This is a genomic window from Streptomyces sp. Root1304 (assembly GCF_001426405.1).
Classification (GTDB): Bacteria; Actinomycetota; Actinomycetes; order Streptomycetales; family Streptomycetaceae; genus Streptomyces.
This window is the reverse complement of record NZ_LMEP01000024.1, coordinates 238,108-259,377: the sequence shown is the minus strand read 5'-3', so window position 1 is coordinate 259,377 and position 21,270 is coordinate 238,108. Positions and strand designations below refer to the sequence as shown.

General features: G+C 70.1%; 20 protein-coding genes. 9 read left to right on the top strand and 11 right to left on the bottom strand.

Translation table 11 applies throughout. The features are described 5' to 3' along the window. Positions 1-86: 86 nt before the first annotated feature. The 5 genes from ASD33_RS25825 to dnaA form a co-directional block, all read right to left on the bottom strand. Positions 87-641 carry a DciA family protein gene (locus tag ASD33_RS25825; RefSeq protein ID WP_056565179.1) on the bottom strand — a complete coding sequence of 185 codons (555 nt, stop codon included), beginning with the start codon at positions 639-641 and terminating at the stop codon, positions 87-89. After that, entirely contained in the window at positions 638-1,759 is a 1,122-nt protein-coding gene (gene recF, locus ASD33_RS25820; protein WP_056565176.1) for a DNA replication/repair protein RecF, read from the bottom strand. The genes ASD33_RS25825 and recF overlap by 4 nt, the downstream gene beginning before the upstream one ends. A 60-nt stretch (positions 1,760-1,819) precedes the next feature. Then, a complete protein-coding gene (gene gnd / locus ASD33_RS25815; protein WP_056565173.1) occupies positions 1,820-2,698 on the bottom strand; it encodes a phosphogluconate dehydrogenase (NAD(+)-dependent, decarboxylating) in 879 nt (292 codons plus the stop codon). A 143-nt stretch (positions 2,699-2,841) separates the two neighbouring features. Next, entirely contained in the window at positions 2,842-3,972 is a 1,131-nt protein-coding gene (gene dnaN / locus ASD33_RS25810) for a DNA polymerase III subunit beta (RefSeq protein WP_015034855.1), read from the bottom strand. 928 nt (positions 3,973-4,900) lie between these two features. Then, the gene (gene dnaA, locus ASD33_RS25805; protein ID WP_056565170.1) at positions 4,901-6,688 is read right to left on the bottom strand and encodes a chromosomal replication initiator protein DnaA; all 1,788 of its coding nucleotides are present in this window, start codon (positions 6,686-6,688) and stop codon (positions 4,901-4,903) included. Positions 6,689-7,081: 393 nt separating this feature from the next. On the opposite strand from dnaA, the gene rpmH reads away from it, so the two are divergent. From rpmH to ASD33_RS25765, 9 genes are all read left to right on the top strand, one after another. Further along, positions 7,082-7,219, top strand: coding sequence for a 50S ribosomal protein L34 (gene rpmH / locus ASD33_RS34525; RefSeq protein ID WP_079045023.1), 138 nt, complete (start codon positions 7,082-7,084; stop codon positions 7,217-7,219). 21 nt (positions 7,220-7,240) lie between these two features. After that, a complete protein-coding gene (gene rnpA, locus ASD33_RS34520; RefSeq protein ID WP_079045022.1) occupies positions 7,241-7,612 on the top strand; it encodes a ribonuclease P protein component in 372 nt (123 codons plus the stop codon). Then, the gene (gene yidD, locus ASD33_RS25795) at positions 7,609-7,935 is read left to right on the top strand and encodes a membrane protein insertion efficiency factor YidD (RefSeq protein WP_056565163.1); all 327 of its coding nucleotides are present in this window, start codon (positions 7,609-7,611) and stop codon (positions 7,933-7,935) included. Before rnpA ends, yidD begins: the two co-directional genes overlap by 4 nt. Positions 7,936-7,938: 3 nt before the next feature. Next, positions 7,939-9,255 (top strand): membrane protein insertase YidC, encoded by a 1,317-nt coding sequence (gene yidC, locus ASD33_RS25790; RefSeq protein WP_056565160.1) that lies wholly within the window; start codon positions 7,939-7,941, stop codon positions 9,253-9,255. A 29-nt stretch (positions 9,256-9,284) separates the two neighbouring features. Next, on the top strand, positions 9,285-9,794 hold the full coding sequence (locus ASD33_RS25785; RefSeq protein WP_056565157.1) for a R3H domain-containing nucleic acid-binding protein: 510 nt from the start codon (positions 9,285-9,287) through the stop codon (positions 9,792-9,794). Between the two features lie 117 nt (positions 9,795-9,911). After that, positions 9,912-10,631 carry a 16S rRNA (guanine(527)-N(7))-methyltransferase RsmG gene (gene rsmG, locus ASD33_RS25780; protein ID WP_056565154.1) on the top strand — a complete coding sequence of 240 codons (720 nt, stop codon included), beginning with the start codon at positions 9,912-9,914 and terminating at the stop codon, positions 10,629-10,631. A gap of 236 nt (positions 10,632-10,867) precedes the next feature. After that, the gene (locus ASD33_RS25775; RefSeq protein ID WP_079045021.1) at positions 10,868-11,944 is read left to right on the top strand and encodes a ParA family protein; all 1,077 of its coding nucleotides are present in this window, start codon (positions 10,868-10,870) and stop codon (positions 11,942-11,944) included. Next, positions 11,941-13,041 (top strand): ParB/RepB/Spo0J family partition protein, encoded by a 1,101-nt coding sequence (locus tag ASD33_RS25770; protein WP_079045020.1) that lies wholly within the window; start codon positions 11,941-11,943, stop codon positions 13,039-13,041. Before ASD33_RS25775 ends, ASD33_RS25770 begins: the two co-directional genes overlap by 4 nt. 162 nt (positions 13,042-13,203) lie before the next feature. Beyond that, the gene (locus ASD33_RS25765) at positions 13,204-13,821 is read left to right on the top strand and encodes a GNAT family N-acetyltransferase (RefSeq protein ID WP_056565145.1); all 618 of its coding nucleotides are present in this window, start codon (positions 13,204-13,206) and stop codon (positions 13,819-13,821) included. Between the two features lie 104 nt (positions 13,822-13,925). On the opposite strand, the gene trxA is transcribed toward ASD33_RS25765, so the two are convergent. From trxA to murJ, 6 genes are all read right to left on the bottom strand, one after another. Further along, positions 13,926-14,258: a thioredoxin gene (gene trxA, locus ASD33_RS25760; RefSeq protein WP_056565142.1), complete on the bottom strand. Its 333-nt coding sequence runs from the start codon at positions 14,256-14,258 to the stop codon at positions 13,926-13,928. A gap of 46 nt (positions 14,259-14,304) precedes the next feature. Then, on the bottom strand, positions 14,305-15,270 hold the full coding sequence (gene trxB / locus ASD33_RS25755; protein ID WP_056565139.1) for a thioredoxin-disulfide reductase: 966 nt from the start codon (positions 15,268-15,270) through the stop codon (positions 14,305-14,307). A 138-nt stretch (positions 15,271-15,408) separates the two neighbouring features. Continuing rightward, positions 15,409-16,344: a hypothetical protein gene (locus ASD33_RS25750; RefSeq protein WP_056565135.1), complete on the bottom strand. Its 936-nt coding sequence runs from the start codon at positions 16,342-16,344 to the stop codon at positions 15,409-15,411. Continuing rightward, positions 16,341-17,051 carry an RNA polymerase sigma factor SigM gene (sigM, locus tag ASD33_RS25745; RefSeq protein ID WP_056565132.1) on the bottom strand — a complete coding sequence of 237 codons (711 nt, stop codon included), beginning with the start codon at positions 17,049-17,051 and terminating at the stop codon, positions 16,341-16,343. The genes ASD33_RS25750 and sigM overlap by 4 nt, the downstream gene beginning before the upstream one ends. Before the next feature lie 108 nt (positions 17,052-17,159). Beyond that, entirely contained in the window at positions 17,160-18,884 is a 1,725-nt protein-coding gene (locus tag ASD33_RS25740; RefSeq protein ID WP_056565129.1) for a protein kinase family protein, read from the bottom strand. Between the two features lie 117 nt (positions 18,885-19,001). Next, positions 19,002-21,248, bottom strand: a complete 2,247-nt coding sequence (murJ, locus tag ASD33_RS25735; RefSeq protein ID WP_056565126.1) for a murein biosynthesis integral membrane protein MurJ — start codon at positions 21,246-21,248, stop codon at positions 19,002-19,004. Between the last annotated feature and the right edge of the window lie 22 nt (positions 21,249-21,270).

Below are 21,270 nucleotides of genomic sequence, written 5' to 3'. Positions count from 1 at the left end.
GCCCTCCGCCGGGACCCGCGCCCCCGGCGCCCCCGCCCGGAGCACCGGACCCGCACCCCCGGGACCCGCTCCGAACACCCGGCGCCCTAGCCGTACGTGTCCCCGGGCCCCACGGACCCCGGCGCCCGCAGCGGCCCGTACCCCCGCCGCGGCGCCCCCGGCCCCAGCACCTTGATGACCCGCACGGTCCCGTGCCCGAGATCCTCGTTCAGCCGCGCGACCAGCTTCGGCGCGAGCAGCCGCAACTGCGTCGCCCACGCCGTCGAGTCGCACTGCACCGTCAGCACCCGCGCGTCCGGCTCGTCGTCGAACTTCACCGGCACGCAGTGCTTCGCCAGGTCCTCGCCGACGATCTGCGGCCACCGGCCCATCACCCCGCCGACCGCGGCCGGCGTCTCCCAGCCCCGCTCGGTGATCAGCCGGTTGATCGCCGCGCCGAGCGCCATGGGGTCGCGCCCGTCGGCGCGCGCGCCGGAGCGCAGGCCCCCTCCGCGCCGGGCCTGCTTCTTCTGCTGGGCGGCGGCCCCCTTGGCCTTGGCCTGTTCCTTGGCGGCGCGCAGCGCGACCCGCGCCAGATCGACCCCGGAGGGCTCGGGCGCCGCGGCCCTGTCCACAGGCTGGGGACGGTTCTCCTCGCTCATACCCGCTCCACCGTCCCTCCGGCCACCGCGTACCGCGTCCCCGCGAGGACCCCCGGCACGTCGTCGTCGACCGCGGCCGTGACCAGGACCTGCTCGCCGCCGGCGACCAGCTCGGCGAGCCGCTCGCGCCGCCGGGCGTCCAGCTCGGCGAAGACGTCGTCGAGGACGAGCACGGGCTCGTTGCCCTCGGACCGCAGCAGGTCGTACGAGGCCAGCCGCAGCGCCAGCGCGTACGACCAGGACTCGCCGTGGCTCGCGTAACCCTTGGCCGGCAGCTCCCCGAGCTTCAGCAGCAGCTCGTCGCGGTGCGGTCCGACGAGCGTGACACCCCGCTCGATCTCCTGCTTGCGCACCTCGGCGAGCGCGGCGGTCAGCTGCTCGTACAGCTCCTCGCGGGTGTGCCCGGCACCGGGCGCGGAGGGCCGGTACTCCAGCAGAATCGGTCCGCCACCGGGCGCCAGCTGCTCGTACGCCTTGTCCGCGAGCGGCTGCAGGACGGAGATCAGGTCGAGCCGCTGGGCGAGCAGCTCGGCTCCGGCACGGGCCAGGTGCTGGTCCCAGACGTCGAGGGTGGAGAGGTCCATGCCCCGCCCGCCGTGCCGCCGGGCCATCGCGGCCGACTTCAGGAGCGTGTTGCGCTGCTTGAGCACGCGCTCGTAGTCGGAGCGCACGCCCGCCATGCGCGGCGTGCGCGCCGTGATGAGCTCGTCGAGGAAGCGCCGGCGCTCGCCGGGGTCGCCCTTCACCAGGGCGAGGTCCTCGGGCGCGAACAGCACGGTCCGTACGATTCCCAGCACGTCACGCGGTCTGACCTGCGAGGACCTGTTGATACGGGCACGGTTGGCCCGGCCCGGGTTGAGTTCCAGCTCGATCAGCTGGGAGCGCTCGCCCTGGGTGACGGCGGCGCGGACGACCGCGCGCTCCGCCCCCATCCGGACGAGCGGCGCGTCGGAGGCGACGCGGTGGCTGGAGAGGGTCGCGAGATAGCCGACGGCCTCGACCAGATTGGTCTTGCCCTGGCCGTTGGCGCCCACGAAAGCCGTGACGCCCGGGTCGAGCGGGACCTCGACCCGGGCGTACGAACGGAAGTCGGCCAGCGAGAGATGCGTGACGTGCATGGTGGTGCGCCGACCTTCTTCCCCCGGCTGCTGTGCACCGCTGGGCACACAGCCTGTGGATTACTTCTTCGTCTCGACCGCGTGGCCACCGAACTGGTTGCGCAGCGCGGCGATCATCTTCATCTGCGGGGAGTCGTCCTGCCGCGAGGCGAACCGCGCGAACAGCGACGCGGTGATCGCCGGCAGCGGTACGGCGTTGTCGATGGCGGCCTCGACGGTCCACCGGCCCTCGCCGGAGTCCGAGGCGTAGCCGCGGAGCTTGTCCAGGTGCTCGTCCTCGTCCAGCGCGTTCACCGCGAGGTCGAGCAGCCAGGAGCGGATGACCGTGCCCTCCTGCCAGGAGCGGAAGACCTCGCGCACGTCGGTGACGGAGTCGACCTTCTCCAGGAGCTCCCAGCCCTCGGCGTAGGCCTGCATCATCGCGTACTCGATGCCGTTGTGGACCATCTTCGCGAAGTGGCCGGCGCCGACCTTGCCCGCGTGGACCGAGCCGAACTCGCCCTCGGGCTTGAGCGCGTCGAAGATCGGCTGGACCTTCGCCACGTCCTCGGCGGAGCCGCCGTACATCAGCGCGTAGCCGTTCTCCAGGCCCCAGACACCGCCGGAGACGCCGCAGTCGACGAAGCCGATGCCCTTGGCCGCGAGCTCCTCGGCGTGCTTCTCGTCGTCCGTCCAGCGCGAGTTGCCGCCGTCCACGACGATGTCGCCGGGGGAGAGCAGCTCGGCCAGCTCGTCGATGGTGGACTGGGTCGCGGCACCGGCCGGGACCATCACCCACACGACGCGGGGCCCCTTGAGCTTGCCCACAAGCTCTTCGAGGCTGTGGACGTCGGCGAGGTCCGGATTGCGGTCGTATCCGATGACGGTGTGGCCTGCGCGGCGGATGCGCTCGCGCATGTTGCCGCCCATCTTGCCGAGACCGACGAGACCGAGCTCCATCAGAGATTCCTTAAGCGTCGTGTGCGGTTTACCCGGGTCCGAGCCTACGCCCGGACCCGGGTGCACACCTGTGGGGTCAGCCGCTCAGGCGACGCCCCGGCCGCGTCCTCCCCGGGGGACGGCCCCCGGACTGCCGGACGGGATCAACCGGACAGTCGCACCGGCATGATCAGGTACTTGTAGGCCTCGTCCGCCTCGGCGTCGAGCGCGGGCTTGCCGCTCAGCAGCGCCGGCTTGGTGGAGGTCGTGAAGGAGAGCTGGGCGACCGGGGAGTCGATGGCGCTCAGGCCGTCGAGCAGGAAGGTCGGGTTGAAGGCGATCGAGATGTCGTCGCCCTCCAGCTGCGCGTCGACGCGCTCCACAGCCTGTGCGTCGTCGCTGGAGCCGGCCTCCAGGATCAGCACGCCCTGCTCGAAGCTCAGGCGGACCGGGGTGTTGCGCTCGGCCACCAGGGCCACGCGCTTGACGGCCTCGACGAACGGCGCGGTCTCGATCACCGCGACCGAGTTGAACTCGGTGGGGAAGAGCGTCCGGTACTTCGGGAGGTCGCCCTCCAGGAGGCGGGTGGTGGTGCGGCGGCCCGCGCCCTCGAAGCCGATGAGGCCCTCGCCCTTGCCGGAGCCGGAGAGCGCCAGGGTGACCGTGTCGCCGCTGGTGAGCGCCTTGGCGGTGTCCAGGAGGGTCTTCGCGGGCACCAGGGCGACCGCGGAGGCGTCCGGGGACTCCGGCTTCCACAGGAACTCGCGGACGGCGAAGCGGTAGCGGTCGGTGGAGGCCAGGGTGACGGTGTCGCCCTCGATCTCGATGCGCACACCGGTGAGGACGGGCAGCGTGTCGTCACGGCCGGCGGCGATGGCCACCTGCGCGGCGGCGGAGGCGAAGACCTCACCGGGGACGGTGCCGGTCGCGGTGGGCATCTCCGGCAGCGCCGGGTACTCCTCCACGGGCAGGGTGTGGAGGGTGAAGCGGGAGGAGCCGCAGACCACGGTCGCCCGTACACCGTCTGTGGAGATCTCCACGGGGCGGTTGGGGAGGGCGCGGCAGATGTCGGCGAGCAGCCGGCCGGAGACCAGGACGGTGCCGTCCTCCTCGACCTCGGCCTCGACGGAGACCCTGGCCGAGACCTCGTAGTCGAAGCTCGAGAAGCTCAGCGCGCCGTCCTCGGCCTTCAGCAGGAGGCCTGCGAGGACGGGGGCCGGCGGACGGGCCGGGAGGCTGCGGGCCACCCACGCCACCGCCTCGGCGAGTACGTCGCGCTCCACCCGGATCTTCACCGGAACCGCCTCCTGCTTGTTGCTGGCTCTTCGTCGACTGCGGGAACCAGTCTGACGTACGCCGCCGACACTCGGTGCTGCTCGGGGTCAAGTCGCGACAAGGGCGCGTCGGAGCTCCGGCGCCGAGTTGTGCACAGGCCCCACTTCGAAGCGGATTCCTAGCTAACTCTAAGTGGGAGTAGTAGTAGGGCCTGTGGAAACGGTGGATAACCCCGTTTTCGCAGGTCAGGCCCAGTTTTTTGTCCACCGCGCCTGTGGGTGGAACCGGTGGACAACCCGGGGTCTCTGTGGACACCCGAAAGTTCTGCACACCCCATACACAGGCCATGGGGAGTTCTCCCCAGCGCTGTCCCCAGCTTTCCCCACGTTCCCCACAGCCCAAACGTCTCCCTTGGTGTGACCGCTTTCACTCGGCCCGGTGAGAGGGGGTGTTTTGTTGCCGAACAGTGGACAGGGGTGTGGAGAAGCTGTGGGCAACGTACCCCTCCCTGTGGGTTGCCGGTGGACAACCTTCAGGACCCCCTGTGGACGAAAGTTTCATCCACAGCCTGTGGAGATCTTTTCTCAACAATTCCACAGGGGTCTGACCTGGAGTGATGGCCTGTCAGCAGGCAGCCCTGTGGACACGTTCCGGATAACTCGACAGTCCCCACCCTGTGGACGGGAGATCATCCCCCAATCTGTGGAGAACCCGCCACCGGAACGGAGTAATCGAACAGCCGGTGCTCGTCCCCGGCTCGCGACCGGCTCGTTCCCGGCCCACGACCGGCCCGTCTGCGGCCCGTGACCGGCCCCTCGGCAGCCCACGACGGGCCCTGCGCGCGGCCCGCCGGCGCGCTCTCCGGCCTCTCCGGCGCTCTCCGGGAACGCCGAAGGGCGCCCCGGGAGGTGTCCCGGAGCGCCCTTCGGAGGCCGCTGAGGCGGTCCGTCAGCCGTTCTTGATGCGGTTGGTGAGCTCGGTGACCTGGTTGTAGATGGAGCGCCGCTCCGCCATCAGGGCACGGATCTTCCGGTCCGCGTGCATCACCGTCGTATGGTCACGGCCGCCGAACTGCGCACCGATCTTCGGCAGCGACAGGTCCGTCAGCTCGCGGCACAGGTACATGGCGATCTGCCGGGCCGTCACCAGGACGCGGCTGCGCGAGGATCCGCAGAGGTCCTCCACCGTCAGACCGAAGTAGTCCGCCGTGGCCGCCATGATCGCCGGCGCCGTGATCTCCGGCGAGGAGTCCTCGCCGCCCGGGATCAGGTCCTTGAGGACGATCTCGGTCAGCCCGAGGTCCACCGGCTGCCGGTTGAGGCTCGCGAAGGCCGTCACCCGGATCAGCGCGCCCTCCAGCTCGCGGATGTTCCGCGAGATCCGCGAGGCGATGAACTCCAGCACCTCCGGCGGGGCGTTGAGCTGCTCCTGCACCGCCTTCTTGCGGAGGATCGCGATGCGCGTCTCCAGCTCGGGCGGCTGCACGTCGGTGGTGAGGCCCCACTCGAAGCGGTTGCGGAGCCGGTCCTCCAGGGTCACCAGCTGCTTGGGCGGCCGGTCCGAGGAGAGCACGATCTGCTTGTTCGCGTTGTGGAGGGTGTTGAAGGTGTGGAAGAACTCCTCCTGCGTCGACTCCTTGCTCGCGAGGAACTGGATGTCGTCGACGAGCAGGATGTCCACGTCCCGGTACCGCTTGCGGAAGGCGTCGCCCTTGCCGTCGCGGATCGAGTTGATGAACTCGTTCGTGAACTCCTCCGAGCTCACGTACCGCACCCGCGTCCCCGGGTAGAGGCTCCGCGCGTAGTGGCCGATCGCGTGCAGCAGGTGGGTCTTGCCGAGGCCCGACTCTCCGTAGATGAAGAGCGGGTTGTACGCCTTCGCCGGCGCCTCCGCGACCGCGACGGCGGCCGCGTGCGCGAAGCGGTTCGAGGAACCGATGACGAAGGTGTCGAAGAGGTACTTGGGGTTCAGCCGCGCGTGCTGCTCGCCGGGCGCGCCGGCCCCCTGCCCGGTGGACGAGGAACCGTGACCGCCGCCCGGGGCCCCCACGGGGCCGGGGACGGGACCGCCCGGCCGGGGACCGGGACGGGCGCCGTGGTTCTGCGGGTCGGGCAGCTCGGCGCGCTCGGGCCGCTGCGGCTCGTAGCCCCGGGGCGGCTCGTCGTAGCGCGACTGCCGGGGCTGCTCGGGACCGGTGTACGGGGCCCGCTCCTGGTAGCCGCCGAGCCGCGGCTGCTGCCAGGACAGGTCCTCCTGGGTCCGCGGCCAGGCGCCGGGGTCGGGCCGCTGCTGCGAGTAGTCCGGGTAGGCCGGGCGCGCGGTGGGCAGCCCGTCGTCGGGCATCGGCCGGTGGCCGTAGCCGTCGTACTTCTCGTACTTGTCGTACTGCTCGGACTGTCCGCGGTCGTCGTACCGGGACTGCTGGGGCTGCTGCACCGGGGGCGCGGGCGGCGTCGGCTCGCCGACGGAGTCGTCGACGGTGATCGCGATCCGGATCGGGCGGCCGCACTCACGGCTGAGGGTCTCGCTGATCAGCGGGGCGAGCCGGCCCTCCAGGACGCGCTTGCCCCACTCGTTGGGCACGGCGAGCAGTGCGGTGTCCGCGACCAGCGCGAGCGGCTGGCAGCGCTCGATCCACTGCTTGTCCTTGGGCTCGATCCCCTGCTGGCCCTCTGCGAGGAGTTGCTCCAGGACGCGTGGCCACACTGCGGCAAGATCGGCAGGTACGTCAGCCACAGGGCACGCTTTCTCGCAGGTCCCACGATGGAGTGGTTCTCGGGGACGGTGGGTCGGTGTCCGTGAGGACGGGTCCGTGAGGACAGGAGAGGACAGAACGGAAAAGAATGGAGACCGTCCACGGTAGTCGTGGCGGCTGACGTGGTTCAAGTTGTTGTCCACAGCCTGTGCACAATGGGAGGTGGCGACAGGTCGGTTTGACCGGATGGCGTAGCCGCGCGTACCGTGACCAGGTCGAGTTGTCGATGGCTGCTGCCGCCTGCCTCCGATGGGCAAAGATCACGGTTTGCGAACGTGTAGCGGTGCACTCGGGCGTATTGCGAGCTACTCGTGGGCGCACGGTGACAGCCAGGCGATGTCCCGCCATCTACGAATCATTTCTGGAGCCCCCGAGTGAGCAAGCGCACCTTCCAGCCGAACAACCGTCGTCGCGCCAAGACCCACGGCTTCCGCCTGCGGATGCGTACGCGTGCCGGCCGAGCCATCCTTGCGAACCGTCGTTCCAAGGGCCGCACCGAGCTGTCCGCCTGATCTGCCTTAACAGGTCATGACGTGCTGCCTACCGAGAATCGGCTGAGGCGGCGCGAGGACTTCGCAACCGCGGTACGCCGAGGTCGCCGGGCCGGTCGCCCGCTCCTCGTCGTCCACCTACACAGCGGTGCAACGGACCCGCACGCGCCTGGGGAGAGCGCTTCCCCGACGCGTGCGGGTTTCGTCGTGAGCAAAGCCGTGGGTGTCGCGGTCGTACGCAACCAGGTGAAGCGTCGCCTGCGCCATCTCGTGCGCGACCGCCTCACCGAGCTGCCCCCCGGTAGCCTGGTGGTCGTACGGGCGTTGCCCGGAGCCGGTGACGCCGACCACGCACAGCTGGCCCGAGACCTGGACGCCGCCCTCCAGCGGCTGCTGGGAGGGGGCGCGCGATGAAGTACCCGCTGCTGGCTCTCATCAAGCTGTACCAGTGGACGATCAGCCCTCTCCTGGGGCCCGTCTGCCGGTACTACCCGTCGTGTTCCCACTACGGATTCACGGCCATCGACCGGCATGGCGCGATCAAGGGCACGGCCCTGACCGCCTGGCGCATCCTGCGGTGCAACCCGTGGTCGCCCGGTGGCGTGGACCATGTCCCCGCGCGCAAGCGCCCCCGCTGGCACGAAATGCTGAGGAACGCGCTGCGCGGCGACAAGGGCGGGTCCACCGCCGAGACGATCCCGGCCGCAGAGACCTCGCCCAATGCTCAAGGAGCCTGATTAGTGGACACGATTGCCAGTCTGTTCAGCTTCATCACCTGGCCCGTTTCCTGGGTCATCGTCCAGTTCCACAAGGTGTACGGGGCGATCTTCGGCCCTGACACGGGTTGGGCCTGGGGCTTGTCCATCGTGTCCCTCGTGGTCCTGATCCGCATCTGTCTGATCCCGCTGTTCGTCAAGCAGATCAAGTCGACGCGGAACATGCAGGCGCTCCAGCCGAAGATGAAGGCGATCCAGGAGCGCTACAAGAGCGACAAGCAGCGTCAGTCCGAAGAGATGATGAAGCTGTACAAGGAGACGGGTACCAACCCGCTCTCCTCGTGCCTTCCCATCCTGGCCCAGTCGCCGTTCTTCTTCGCGCTGTACCACGTGCTCTCCGCCATCGCCTCGGGCAAGGAGATCGGCGTCATCGACGGCCCGCTGCTCGCCAGCGCCCGTCAGGCCCACATCTTCGGCGCCCCGCTCGCCTCGAAGTTCACGGACACCGCCGCCGAGGTCGCCGCTCTCGACGCCTCGCTGACCTCGGTCCGCATCGTCACCGCGGTCATGATCGTCATGATGTCGGCCTCGCAGTTCTTCACCCAGCGCCAGCTGATGATGAAGAACGTCGACCTCTCGGTGAAGACCCCGTACATGCAGCAGCAGAAGATGCTCATGTACATCTTCCCGGTGATCTTCGCCGTCATGGGCATCAACTTCCCCGTCGGCGTCCTCGTCTACTGGCTGACCACCAACGTGTGGACCATGGGCCAGCAGATGTACGTGATCAACCAGAACCCGACTCCGGGCAGCAAGGCGCAGGACTCCTACCTGCAGCGTCTGCTGAAGAGCGTCACGGAGCACGGTGAGGTCCGCGGCCGCCGCCGGAAGAACATCGTCAAGGTGATCGTCGCCAAGGGCAGCGACCGCAACGAGAACGAGCGTCGCTTCTTCGTGGGTCTGTCCAAGGCCGGCTTCGCCGCCCAGGCGGACGGCACCGTGATCAAGAGCGACACGATCGAGGCCGAGGCCGAGGGCGGCGCCGCCGCCAAGCGCCAGCAGCCCAAGCGCCAGACCAAGGCCCAGCGTCAGGCCACCGCCGCGCAGCACCTGGTCAAGGACACCGAGGAATCCTCCGAGCCGGCCGCCGAAGAGGCGACCACCTCGCTCGAGAAGAAGCCCCAGGGCCAGGACAAGGCCGCCGCCGAGGACGAGCCGAAGGACGAGGGCCAGGACAAGCCCGCGCGTCCGAGCCGTGCCAACTCCGGAGGCTCCCGCCAGGGCAAGTCCGGTCAGCGCAAGGGCCAGCAGCGGCCCAAGCACCCGTCCTCCAAGAAGTAAGCCGCCCCGAAGCAAGAAGGAGTCCGTCCGTGACGGAAGGCACCACCTCCGCCGCCGCCGAGGGTGGCGACACCCTGACCCGCCTCGAGCAGGAGGGTGAGATCGCGGCCGACTACCTCGAAGGTCTCCTCGACATCGCCGATCTCGACGGCGACATCGACATGGACGTCGAGGCGGACCGGGCCGCGGTCTCGATCATCAGCGACTCGGCCCGCGAGCTGCAGAAGCTCGTCGGCCGCGACGGTGAGGTCCTGGAGGCTCTCCAGGAGCTGACCCGGCTCGCCGTGCACCGGGAGACCGGTGACCGCAGCCGCCTGATGCTGGACATCGCCGGCTTCCGGGCCAAGAAGCGCGCCGAGCTCGCCGAGCTGGGCGCCAAGGCCGCGAACGACGTGAAGACCAGCGGCCAGCCGGTCAAGCTGGACCCGATGACGCCGTTCGAGCGCAAGGTCGTGCACGACGCGATCGCCGCCGCCGGTCTGCGCAGCGAGTCCGAGGGCGAGGAGCCGCAGCGCTTCGTCGTCGTGCTCCCGGCCTGAACCCTCACGTAGTCTCGGCCCCGTCTGTTCGCAGGCGGGGCCGATCTTTGTCAGCCCGATAGTCAGCCACCACAGTGCGCTCGCACGCGATGCGTGCGGTACGGAAGGACGGTTCCCGTGACGGAGGAAGCGGCGGAGCTCCCCGAGGCTCCGGAGCAGGCGCGGACAGTCTTCGGTGAGTACTTCCCGGAGGCCGTGCGGTACGCGGAGCTCCTCGCCGACGCGGGTGTGAAGCGCGGTCTGATCGGCCCGCGTGAGGTGCCGCGGCTGTGGGAGCGCCACCTGCTGAACTGCGCCGTCCTCTCGGAGGTCGTCCCCGAGGGCGTCACGGTCTGCGACGTGGGCTCGGGCGCCGGTCTTCCCGGTATCCCGCTGGCTCTGGTCCGGCCCGATCTGAAGATCACGCTCCTGGAGCCGCTCCTGCGCCGGACGAACTTCCTTCAGGAGGTCGTCGAGCTGCTCGGTCTCGACCATGTGACCGTGGTCCGGGGCCGTGCCGAGGAGATGCTCGGCAAGATCACGCCTGTGCACGTGGTGACGGCTCGCGCGGTGGCTCCGCTGGACCGGCTGGCCGGCTGGGGCGTTCCCCTGCTGCGCCCCTACGGCGAGATGCTGGCGCTCAAGGGCGACACGGCTGAGGAGGAGATCAACGGTGCCCGCGCCGCGCTCTCCCGGCTCGGTGTGGTGGAGACCTCGGTGCTGCAGGTGGGCGAGGGGATCGTCGATCCGCTCTCCACGGTCGTGCGGGTGGAGGTCGGTGAGAGCCCCGGTGGTGTGCGCTTCGCGGCCAAGCGGGCCAAGGCCGCCCGGACGAGCAAGACCCGCCGGCGCCGCTGAGCGTCGCATACGCACCATTTCGGAGTGTCGAACGGTCCCGGCCGGGCAGCGGGGGCATGGTGTTTCACGTGAAACGTCGCTCACTGCTGCAGGGGATCATCAGCCGCGGTCGCGCGGCGGCCGTGCCCCGGGACCGTAGACCCCGCGTGAAACCACCCGCGAGGGTTACGGAGATGTCCACAGAGGTGGATTCACCCACAGAACCACCGACCTCGCTGGTTCACGACCCAGAAAGCATGGCAGGCTCTCCTCATCGCGAGCCCGAAGCCGAGGAGAGTGAATCCTTGCGGTCCGACGCCAACATCGCGGGACCGATGACCGATCCGGTCCCCGGTCCCCGAACCGAATCGGTGGGGGAGGATGTTTCACGTGAAACACCGCCCCCGATGGACGACACCCCCATCGGTCGTGCTGCCCAACTGGCAGTAGAGGCCCTGGGTCGTGCCGGTGAGGGACTTCCCCGCCCGGCCCGGACTCGCGTGATGGTGGTCGCCAATCAGAAGGGCGGCGTGGGCAAGACGACCACGACGGTCAACCTTGCCGCCTCCCTGGCTCTGCACGGTGCCCGGGTGCTGGTCATCGACCTGGACCCGCAGGGCAACGCCTCCACGGCGCTCGGGATCGACCACCATGCCGAGGTCCCGTCGATCTACGACGTTCTCGTGGACAGCAGGCCGCTCTCCGAAGTGGTGCAGCCCGTCAACGACGTCGAGGGCCTCTTCTGCGCTCCCGCCACCATCGATCTCGCCGGTGCGGAGATCGAGCTGGTCTCGCTCGTGGCCCGTGAGAGCCGCCTGCAGCGGGCGATCCAGGCCTACGAGCAGCCGCTCGACTACATCCTGATCGACTGCCCGCCCTCGCTCGGTCTCCTCACGGTCAACGCCATGGTGGCCGGAGCCGAGGTGCTGATCCCGATCCAGTGCGAGTACTACGCACTGGAGGGACTCGGACAGCTCCTGCGGAACGTCGACCTGGTACGCGGGCACCTCAACCCCGCGCTCCACGTTTCGACGATCCTGCTCACCATGTACGACGGCCGGACGAGGCTCGCCTCGCAGGTCGCCGACGAGGTGCGCACCCACTTCGCCGAGGAGGTGCTGCGGACGAGCATCCCGAGGTCCGTCCGCATCTCGGAGGCACCGAGCTACGGGCAGACGGTCCTCACCTACGACCCGGGCTCCAGCGGCGCCCTGTCGTATCTCGAAGCGGCTCGTGAGATCGCTCTGCGGGGTGTCGCCGTGCACTACGACCCGCAGCACGCCCAGGTAGGGCACCAGAACAACCAGCGCAGCATGTCGGAGGGGATTCAGTGAGCGAGCGACGTAGGGGACTGGGGCGTGGGCTCGGTGCGCTGATCCCCGCTGCTCCCCAGGAACGGCAGACGCCGTCGGCCGGTGCGGGGACGGGCCCGGCTTCTCCCGGAGCGGCCTCCGTCCTGACCTCGGGCCGAGGGGTGGCCGCCGCGAAGCTGGCGACGCTGCCGCAGAGCGCGCAGTCCCCGGAGGCCACGCCTTCGTGGAACGAGCCGGAGAATCCGGCGCTGCCGGCGCCTCCGGCGGGGGCCTACTTCACCGACCTTCCGCTCGACGCCATCGTTCCCAACCGGCATCAGCCGCGTGAGATCTTCGACGAGGACGCCCTGGCGGAGCTCGTCGTCTCGATCAAGGAAGTCGGCCTCCTCCAGCCGGTGGTCGTGCGCAAGCTCGACGACGAGCGCTATGAGCTGGTCATGGGTGAGCGTCGGCTGCGCGCCTCCAAGGAGGCGGAGCTCAAGCGGATTCCCGCGATCGTCCGGGACACCGACGACGAGAAGATGCTCCTGGACGCGCTCCTGGAGAACCTCCACCGTGCCCAGCTGAACGCGATCGAAGAGGCGCACGCCTACGAGCAGCTGCTCAAGGACTTCGGCTGCACCCACGACCAGCTGGCCGAGCGGATCGGGCGCTCCCGCCCGCAGATCTCCAACACGCTCCGCCTGCTGCGTCTCTCCGGGGCAGTGCAGCGCCGGGTCGCGGCCGGTGTGCTGTCCGCCGGTCACGCGCGGGCGCTGCTCGGTGTGGAGGACGCGGAGGCCCAGGACAAGCTGGCCTACCGGATCGTCTCCGAGGGTCTGTCGGTCCGTACGGTCGAGGAGATCGTGAGCCTGATGGGTTCCGAGGAGCCCGCCGGTGCGGTCAAGCCGAACAAGCCGCGGGCCGGTGCCCGCGTCTCGCCCGCGCTCACGGATCTCGCCTCCCGGCTCTCGGACCGCTTCGAGACCCGGGTGAAGGTCGACCTCGGGCAGAAGAAGGGCAAGATCGTCGTCGAGTTCGCCTCGATGGACGATCTGGAGCGCATCCTGTCGACCCTGGCTCCCGGAGAGGGGCGGGTCATGGACCAGAAGAACAAGGAAAAGGGCGCGGAGGGCTGATCGCTCTCTCCGCTGTCTGAGGCCGCCCAGGGCGGGTCGTGTCCGGTCTTCACCGGAACGCGGCCCGCCCTTTGCCTGTGAGCGGTGTCCTCCCGATCAGCCGCTCGATACGATTCCGAGAGGCGTATCCGTACTCGCTGGCGAGGGAAACGAGGAGCAGCCGTGGGGCGTCGGCTCGTACCGCTCACGCTGGACAACCTTCCGGACCTGCCCAAGAGGTGTCGCTCCTGTGTGTTCTGGGAGCTCGATCCGGTCAGTGGTGAGGCGGCCGTGAAGGCGGGCCGGTCGGAGCCTGAGAAGGAGGCCTGGATCTCGGGCGTTCTTCTGGAATGGGGATCCTGCGGCCGGGTGGTCTATGTCGACGAGGTGCCGGTCGGCTATGTCCTCTACGCTCCCCCGGCGTATGTGCCGCGGTCGACCGCCTTCCCGACGAGCCCTGTGGCCGCCGATGCGGCGCAGTTGATGACGGCCTGGATCATGCCCGGGTACCAGGGGCAGGGGCTGGGGCGGATGGTCGTGCAGACGGTGGCCAAGGATCTGCTGCGGCGGGGGTTCAAGGCCATCGAGGCGTTCGGTGACGCCCGCTGGAAGGAGCCGGCGTGTGTGCTGCCGGCCGATCATCTGCTGGCCGTGGGCTTCAAGACCGTACGGCCGCACCCGGCCTTCCCGAGGCTGCGGCTGGAGCTCCGGACGACGCTCTCCTGGAAGGAGGACGTCGAGATGGCGCTCGACCGGCTTCTCGGCGCCGTGCAGAAGGAGCCGGCTCTGCGGCCGCTCTGACCCCGGACATGAGAACGGCCCGCCCCCTGTCGGGGGCGGGCCGCTTCTGTTTCACGTGAAACGTCGCTCGCGCGTCATGTTTCACGTGAAACAGCGAGGAAGCATCAGGCCTTGGTCGGCTCGACGAAGGCCTCCAGGTCGCGGAGGATCGCGGCCTTCGGCTTGGCGCCGACGATCGTCTTCACGACCTCGCCGCCCTGGTAGACGTTGAGCGTCGGGATCGACATGACGCCGTACTTGGCAGCCGTGGCCGGGTTCTGGTCGATGTTGAGCTTCACGATCTCGATCTCGCCGTGCTCGGCGGCGATGGCCTCCAGCGACGGGGCGATCTGGCGGCACGGGCCGCACCACTCGGCCCAGAAGTCCACCAGGACGGGCTTGTCGCTCTTGAGGACGTCCTCGTCGAAGGAAGCGTCGGTTACAGACTTGAGGGCCACAGCGGCCTCCTTGATCTCGCGGGGTGTGGGGTGGGGAGAGTCGGGGTCAGACCGCGGGGGTCTCGGCCAGCTTCTCGCTGTCGGCGAGGGCGGCCAGGAAGCGCTCGGCGTCCAGGGCGGCGGAGCAGCCGGTGCCGGCGGCCGTGATCGCCTGGCGGTAGGTGTGGTCGACGACATCGCCGGCGCCGAAGACACCGGTGAGGTTCGTGCGCGTCGACGGGGCGGCGACCTTGAGGTAGCCCTCCTCGTCGAGGTCCAGCTGACCCTTGAACAGCTCGGTCCGCGGGTCGTGGCCCACGGCGATGAAGAGGCCGGTGACGGCCAGCTCGCGGGTCTCGCCGGTCTTCGTGTCGCGCAGGGTCAGACCACTGAGCTTCTGCTCGCCGTGGATCTCGGTGACCTCGCTGTCCCAGGCGAAGGAGATCTTCGGGTCGGCGAAGGCGCGCTCCTGCATGGCCTTGGAGGCACGCAGGGTGTCGCGGCGGTGGACGATCGTGACGGACTTGGCGAAGCGCGAGAGGAAGGTGGCCTCCTCGATCGCGGTGTCGCCGCCGCCGACGACGGCGATGTCCTGGTCCTTGAAGAAGAAGCCGTCGCAGGTGGCGCACCAGGAGACACCGCGGCCGGAGAGCACGTCCTCGTTGGGGAGGCCGAGCTTGCGGTGCTGGGAGCCGGTGGTGACGATGACGGCCTTGGCGCGGTGCACGGTGCCGGCGGTGTCGGTGACGGTCTTGATGTCACCGCTCAGGTCGACGGCGATGACGTCGTCGGGGATCAGCTCGGCGCCGAAGCGCTCGGCCTGGGCCCGCATGTTGTCCATCAGGTCCGGGCCCATGATGCCGTCACGGAAACCGGGGAAGTTCTCGACCTCGGTCGTGTTCATCAGTGCGCCACCGGCGGTGACGGCACCTTCGAAGACCAGGGGGTTCAGCGACGCTCGGGCGGTGTAGAGCGCAGCGGTGTAACCCGCGGGCCCGGAGCCGATAATGATCACGTTACGGACGTCGCTCACGGGTTTCTTCCTCGTCTCTGCAGACTGCCACTGCCTACGGGGGCGGTTGTCTCGGTCACTCTCACCCCACCCAACGGATACTAAGGGGCGTGCATTCCCGAGACCGCCGCGCGGCACCGGGCCGGGCGGGAAGTGGGGTCAGGAGCGGGCGTACGTCTCGCTGAAGAGGACGGTGGCCGCCGGGGTTCCGTTTCCGTCGGTGCGGTCGGCACAGGAGGCGTCGAGCACGTAGGCCTGGACCCGGCCGCTGTCCGAGGGATCGGTCAGAACGAGCAGGTAGGCAGGAGTTCCCCGGTACTCGCCGCGCTCCTGCCCGAGCACCGCGTCGGCGCGGCCCGTACCGGCCAGGACGCAGCGGGGGACGGCGCCGTCCCTGTTCCGCTGAGGGGTCGTGCCGCCGGTTTCGGCGGACATGGACTCGGGCCCGACGCCCTGCGGAGTCCTGGCGGTGGCGTCCTGGTTCAGGAGGGCGTGCACCCGGTCTTCGACCGGTGACCCCGAGAAGGGGGTCAGAGCCGCTCCGGCGGCGGTGTCGGCGTTCCTGACGGCCGGTGCCTGGCCGTCGGCGGTCACGGTGCCGGACTGGCTCAGATAGAGGCTCGTGCCGAGGATCACGGCGCCGAAGGCGGCACCGAGGGTGGAGAGCAGGGCGATCCGACGGCGGCGCGGCCGTCCGGTGCGACCGGGGCCGGTGGCGGCGGACGGACGGCCCGCAGGACGGTCGGCTTGCGGAGACGAAGGAGCGGGGACCCGCTCGGCCGGGGTGCGCGATGTTTCACGTGAAACAGCGGTGTCGTTGTCCGGTGTGGTGGCGCTGAGCAGGGCCTCGGCGGCGAGGGCGGCATCGATCCGGCCGGCGATGTCGGCGGGCATGCGAGCCGGGCCGGGAAGGGTGCCCAGGAGGCCCCGGATCTCCTCCAGGGAGGTCCGGACGTCGGCGCAGAGGGAACAGCCGTCCACGTGCCGGCGGACGGCCGCCGAGCGCGTCGGCGAGAGAAGCCCCTCGGTCAGGTCGGAGATCTCCGAGACGTCCGGGTGCTGTGTGGTGTTGGCCTTGCCGGCCGTGGAAGTCACGTGCGCCCACCTCCGCCCTTCACAGCAGCTGGATCAGTCGGTCCGGTGTCCGTCGGCCCCGGCACCGGTGGGACGGATGCCCCCGGCGTCCGGTTCCTTCCCCCTTCGGAGGGCTCGTTACCCACGGTGTCGGCGCGCAGATGAGTGACCATCGGAAGCAGGCGTGCCCGTCCGCGCGCGCAGCGGCTCTTCACGGTGCCGGTGGGAACGCCGAGGATACGGGCAGCCTCCGCGACCGGGTATCCCTGCATGTCGACCAGGACGAGGGCGGCGCGCTGGTCGGCGGGGATCGTGGCGAGGGCGGCGAACAGCTGGCGGTGGAGGTCCTGGCGTTCCACGGGGGCTTCGGCCGATTCATGGGGGTCGAGGAGCTGCTCGAAGTGGGCGTCGTCGTCGACGGGCGAGGTCCGGCGGGAAGCGGTCTTCCGTATGCGGTCGAGACAGGCGTTCACCGTGATGCGGTGGAGCCACGTCGTGACGGCCGACTGGCCGCGGAAGGTGTGGGCGGCCCGGAAGGCCGAGATCAGGGCGTCCTGGACGGCGTCAGCGGCCTCCTCGCGGTCCCCCAGGGTCCGGAGGGCCACGGCCCAGAGCCGGTCGCGGTGGCGGCGTACGAGCTCACCGAAGGCGTCGGGGTCTCCGGCGACATGACGGGCCAGGAGTTCGTCGTCCGCTGCGGTCCGGGGGTCGTCAGCCGCAGGCGTCACGGTTCCCCTCCTCGCTCGGCAGACGTGCACGCATTCAATCCGGTCCGTGCCCGGAAGTAAATGAGCGCCGAGCTGGGCTCGGCGCTCATCGTGATGCACGGTCGGTGACTAGGGGGCGGTCCCCTGGAACGACACGTTCGTGATGGCCTGCTTGTAGCCCGAGCCGAAGTACTCGTCGCGGTCGGAGTACGGCACGGAGGTCATCCAGAGCAGTACGTAGCGGGTCTTGACCGCCGTCTTGGTCTCCGGCTTCGCGGTCGAGTCCGAGGTCTCGACCGAGGCGATCTTCTTCATGGAGTCCGGGGTACCGGAGGGCGACAGAGAGTCCGCCGCGTACAGCGTGACGGTGGTCTGCGGACCGCCGAAGCGCAGCGCTATGGAGGCGGACGTGACGTTCTGCTCGCTCCCGAGGTCGTAGACGATCCCGACACCCTGCTTGTACGGCGCCAGCACGGGGCCGTCGACGAAGGTCTTGGTACGCCAGTACGAGGAGCTGTCGCTGTCGTAGGTGTCGCCGACGGCGTCCGGGTTCTGCGGGAGGCCGTCGGGGGCGAACTCCTCCGCGGAACGGATCGTCAGCGGCTTGGGCGGCTCCGGCTTCTCGTCGTCGACCGTCGGGGCCGTGTTCGGCGTCTCGGTGACGTTGTCCTGGCCGAGGAGCCGGTCGGCGATCTGCCAGCTGCCGAGGCCCAGGGCGGCGATCAGCAGCGCCGAGACGGCCCACTTCAGCGCCCTGCCGGTCCGGCTCTGCAGCGGGGGCGGCGGGACGACCACCGGCTGGGTGACCGCGGGACGCGGCTGGGGACGCCCGTAGGTGCCCTGCTGGTACGTCGTGCGCTGGTACTCGGGCGGTGCGGTGAACTCCGGCTCCGGCGGCTTCACCCGGGGCATCGCCGCCACGGCCTTCGCCAGCTCGTCCGGGGTGGTGCAGGGCGGTTCCTGGCGCGAGGCGGTGGCCCCGTCGTTGGCCAGGGCGCGCATGGCGATCTCGGAGAGGCCCCGGTGGACGCCGGCCCTGACCTGGTCGGGCGGGAGCAGCCCGACGCCCTTGGGTAGCCCGGAGAGCCCGTACGCGTCGCTGTCGTACGGCCAGCGCTGGGTGAGCGCGGCGTACAGCAGGGCGCCGATGGCCTCGGTGTCGCTGCGCTGCGGACGCTCGGCGGTGATGCCGCGCAGGGCGGCGTTCACGGCCAGGCCGCGGATCCGGTACTGGCCGGTGGAGCTGCGCAGGACCGCGCTCGGGGTGAGCCTGAGGTGGGCGAGGCCCTCGCGGTGCGCGGCGGCCATGGCCTGGGAGACCTGGCTGACGAGTTGGTAGGCGTCGTGGGGTTCCAGCGGTCCGGCCGCGAGCAGCGCGGTCAGTTCGGTGGAGTCGGGCAGCCACTCGTGCACGACGTAGACGAGGTCGTTCTCCTCGACGGCGTCGAGGACCTGGACGAACCGGGGGTCGCCGAGGAGGGCCGAGGAGCGGGCCGCGGCCAGGACCGAGCGGGCCCGGGGGTGGTCGGCGGGCAGCAGGTGGACTCCGACCGCGCGCCGTAGCTTCTCGTCGACGGCGCGCCAGCTGCTGAAGCCGTCCAGACGGGTGACGCACTCCTCCAGCCGGTAGCGCCTGGCCAGTTTGTGGCCGCTGTGCAGCTCGGGAGCCGTGAGGGAGGGCTGTTCGCCGCTCTGTCGTTCGACCGCCTTCTTCTCCGTGGCTTCGGCGGTCTTCTCCGCCGTCTTCTGCTTGTCCGCCACCCCGTCGGTCGCGGCCGTGTCCGCCTTGGCGGTCAGCGGGTCGTCACCGCTGTTGTCGGCCACGTCGACGGCAGCCGTGCTACGTTCCGCCACCGTCGTTCCTGCCTCCCCATCCGTTGCACCGCATCCAACAGCCAAGCCAATTGTGCCCACAGTCGGACGCTATGCACGACACGCGGTTCCCCCCGATGGTTGTGCGGGGCCGCGGGATCAGCGTCCCAGGCGTCCGCGCACCATGCCGACCAGGGTGTTCAGTTCCGTGATCCGCATGCGCTTGGCGGCGACGAAGAAGACCCCGAGGAGTACCACTCCGCCGACGATCAGGGCGACGAGCGAGCCCAGCGCGCCTTCGCCGAGGAGCTTCAGCAGACCGAAGCCGACGCCGCCGGCGACGATCGCGGCGGGCACGGAGGCCATGCAGAGGCGCGCGTACGTCCGCAGCACCTGTGTGCCGTCCAGGTCGCCGCCCAGCCGGTTGCGGAGGCGGCGCCAGGCGATGCCGACGCCGACGGCGTAGGCGAGTCCGTAGGAGGCGGCCATGCCGACGACGGCCCACTGGGCGGGCAGGACGACGTAACAGACGGCCGAGGCGGCCGCGTTGACGGCGGCCACGATGACCGTGTTGTAGAAGGGCGTCCGGGTGTCCTCGTAGGCGTAGAAGCCGCGGAGCACGACGTACTGGACGGAGTAGGGGATCAGGCCGAGGCCGAAGGCCATCAGGATGAAGCCCATGCCCTGGGCGGCCTCGACGCCGCTGGAGGCGTACAGCAGGGTGCACATCGGGACGCCGAGGGCCAGGAAGGCGAAGGAGACCGGAACGATCGCGACGGCCGAGTTCCGCAGGCCCTGCGAGATGTCGTCGCGGACGGCACCGGGGTCGTCGTCGTGGGCGGCGCGGGAGATGCGGGGCAGCAGCGCGGCCATGACGGAGACCGTGATGATGGCCTGCGGCATGCCCCAGATCAGCTGGGCGTTCGAGTAGGCGAGGAAACCGGCACCGTTCTTCCCGGACTCCTCACCGGCGGCCGTGGCGAGCTGGGTGACGACGAGGACGCCCGCCTGGTTGGCGAGGACGAAGAGCACGGTCCACTTGGCGAGCTTGACCGTCTTGCCGAGCCCGTGGCCCTTCCAGTCGAAGCGCGGACGGAAGCGGAAACCGGTCTCACGGAGGTACGGGATCATCGCCAGCGCCTGGACGACGAGTCCGAGGAGGGTGCCGACGCCCAGCAGGCGGATGCCGTCGTCCGGGATGGTCTGCACGCCCATGTGGGACTCGGCGGAGGTGCCGTAGACCCAGATGAACAGGCCGAAGGTGACGATCATGACGATGTTGTTGAGGACCGGGGTCCACATCATCGCGCCGAACTTGCCCCGGGCGTTGAGGATCTGGCCCATCACCACGTGCACACCCATGAAGAAGATCGTGGGCAGGCAGTACCGGGCGAAGGTCACGGCCACGCTGTTGGCCGCGGCGTCGTCGGCGATGGTGTTCGACATCAGCCGGATCAGCAGCGGCGCCGCGAAGACGGCCAGGGCCACGATCAGGCCCAGCGCCACCATGACCAGGGTGAGGAGCCGGTTGGCGTAGGCCTCGCCGCCGTCCTCGTCGTTCTTCATCGAGCGGACGAGCTGCGGCACGAAGACCGAGTTGAGGCCGCCGCCGACGGTGAGGATGTAGATCATCGTCGGCAGCGTGTAGGCGATGGTGAACGTGTCGCCGAGCAGGGCCGCGCCGAGCGCCCCGGTGATCACCAGGCTGCGGACGAAGCCGGTGAGCCGGGAGACCAGCGTGCCGGCCGCCATCACCGCGCTCGACTTCAGCAGCCCGGAGGCCCTTCCGGACTTCTTGGGGGCGGGCGCGGGCATGGGGTCCGGCTCCGGGGCGGGCGGGGGCACCTGACCGGGCGTCTGCTGGTCCCGGTAGAGGTGCGCGAAGGCGTCCGGCTCGGGGCCCTCCTCGCCGGCCCGGGTCACCAGGTCGTCGACGCCGGTGAACTGGACCGTGCGCGCGTCGTCGCCGTACGGCAGGTGACGGGAGGTGCCGTCGGGCTCCGGCGCCGGGGTCTGCGCCCACACCCGGGGGTCGGGCGCGTGCTGGGGGGCGACCGGCTGCTGGTAGAGCGGCTGGGGCTCCTGGTAGGTGCCGGGCGGGGGCGGCGGGTGCGCGGCGCGGTCGTAGAGCGCCTCGGTCACCGGGTCCTGCGCGGACAGGTCCTGGGCCCGGTACGGGTCCTGGGCGAGGGCGTCCTGGACGTAGGGGTCCTGGGGGTACGCGCTCTGGTCGTACTGGTTCTGCGCGTACGGGTTCTGCGCGTAGGCGTCCTGCGCGTAAGGGTTCTGTTCCTGCGGGGCCGGCACCGGAGGGTGGCCGGGACCGGAGGGGGCCGCGGGCGTCCCACCGGACGGCGCGGTGCCGCCCGCGCCCTGGCCGCGGTCACCGTCGTACGGCGCGTTCATGGTTACCCCACCTCATCGTCCC

Excerpts from the sequence above, each read along its gene's own strand:
- ASD33_RS25825 (WP_056565179.1), bottom strand. The coding sequence starts at position 641 with ATGAGCGAGGAGAACCGTCCCCAGCCTGTGGACAGGGCCGCGGCGCCC.
- recF (WP_056565176.1), bottom strand. The coding sequence starts at position 1,759 with ATGCACGTCACGCATCTCTCGCTGGCCGACTTCCGTTCGTACGCCCGG.
- murJ (WP_056565126.1), bottom strand. The coding sequence starts at position 21,248 with ATGAACGCGCCGTACGACGGTGACCGCGGCCAGGGCGCGGGCGGCACC.
- ASD33_RS25775 (WP_079045021.1), top strand. The coding sequence starts at position 10,868 with ATGGCAGGCTCTCCTCATCGCGAGCCCGAAGCCGAGGAGAGTGAATCC.
- yidD (WP_056565163.1), top strand. The coding sequence starts at position 7,609 with ATGAAGTACCCGCTGCTGGCTCTCATCAAGCTGTACCAGTGGACGATC.
- gnd (WP_056565173.1), bottom strand. The coding sequence starts at position 2,698 with ATGGAGCTCGGTCTCGTCGGTCTCGGCAAGATGGGCGGCAACATGCGC.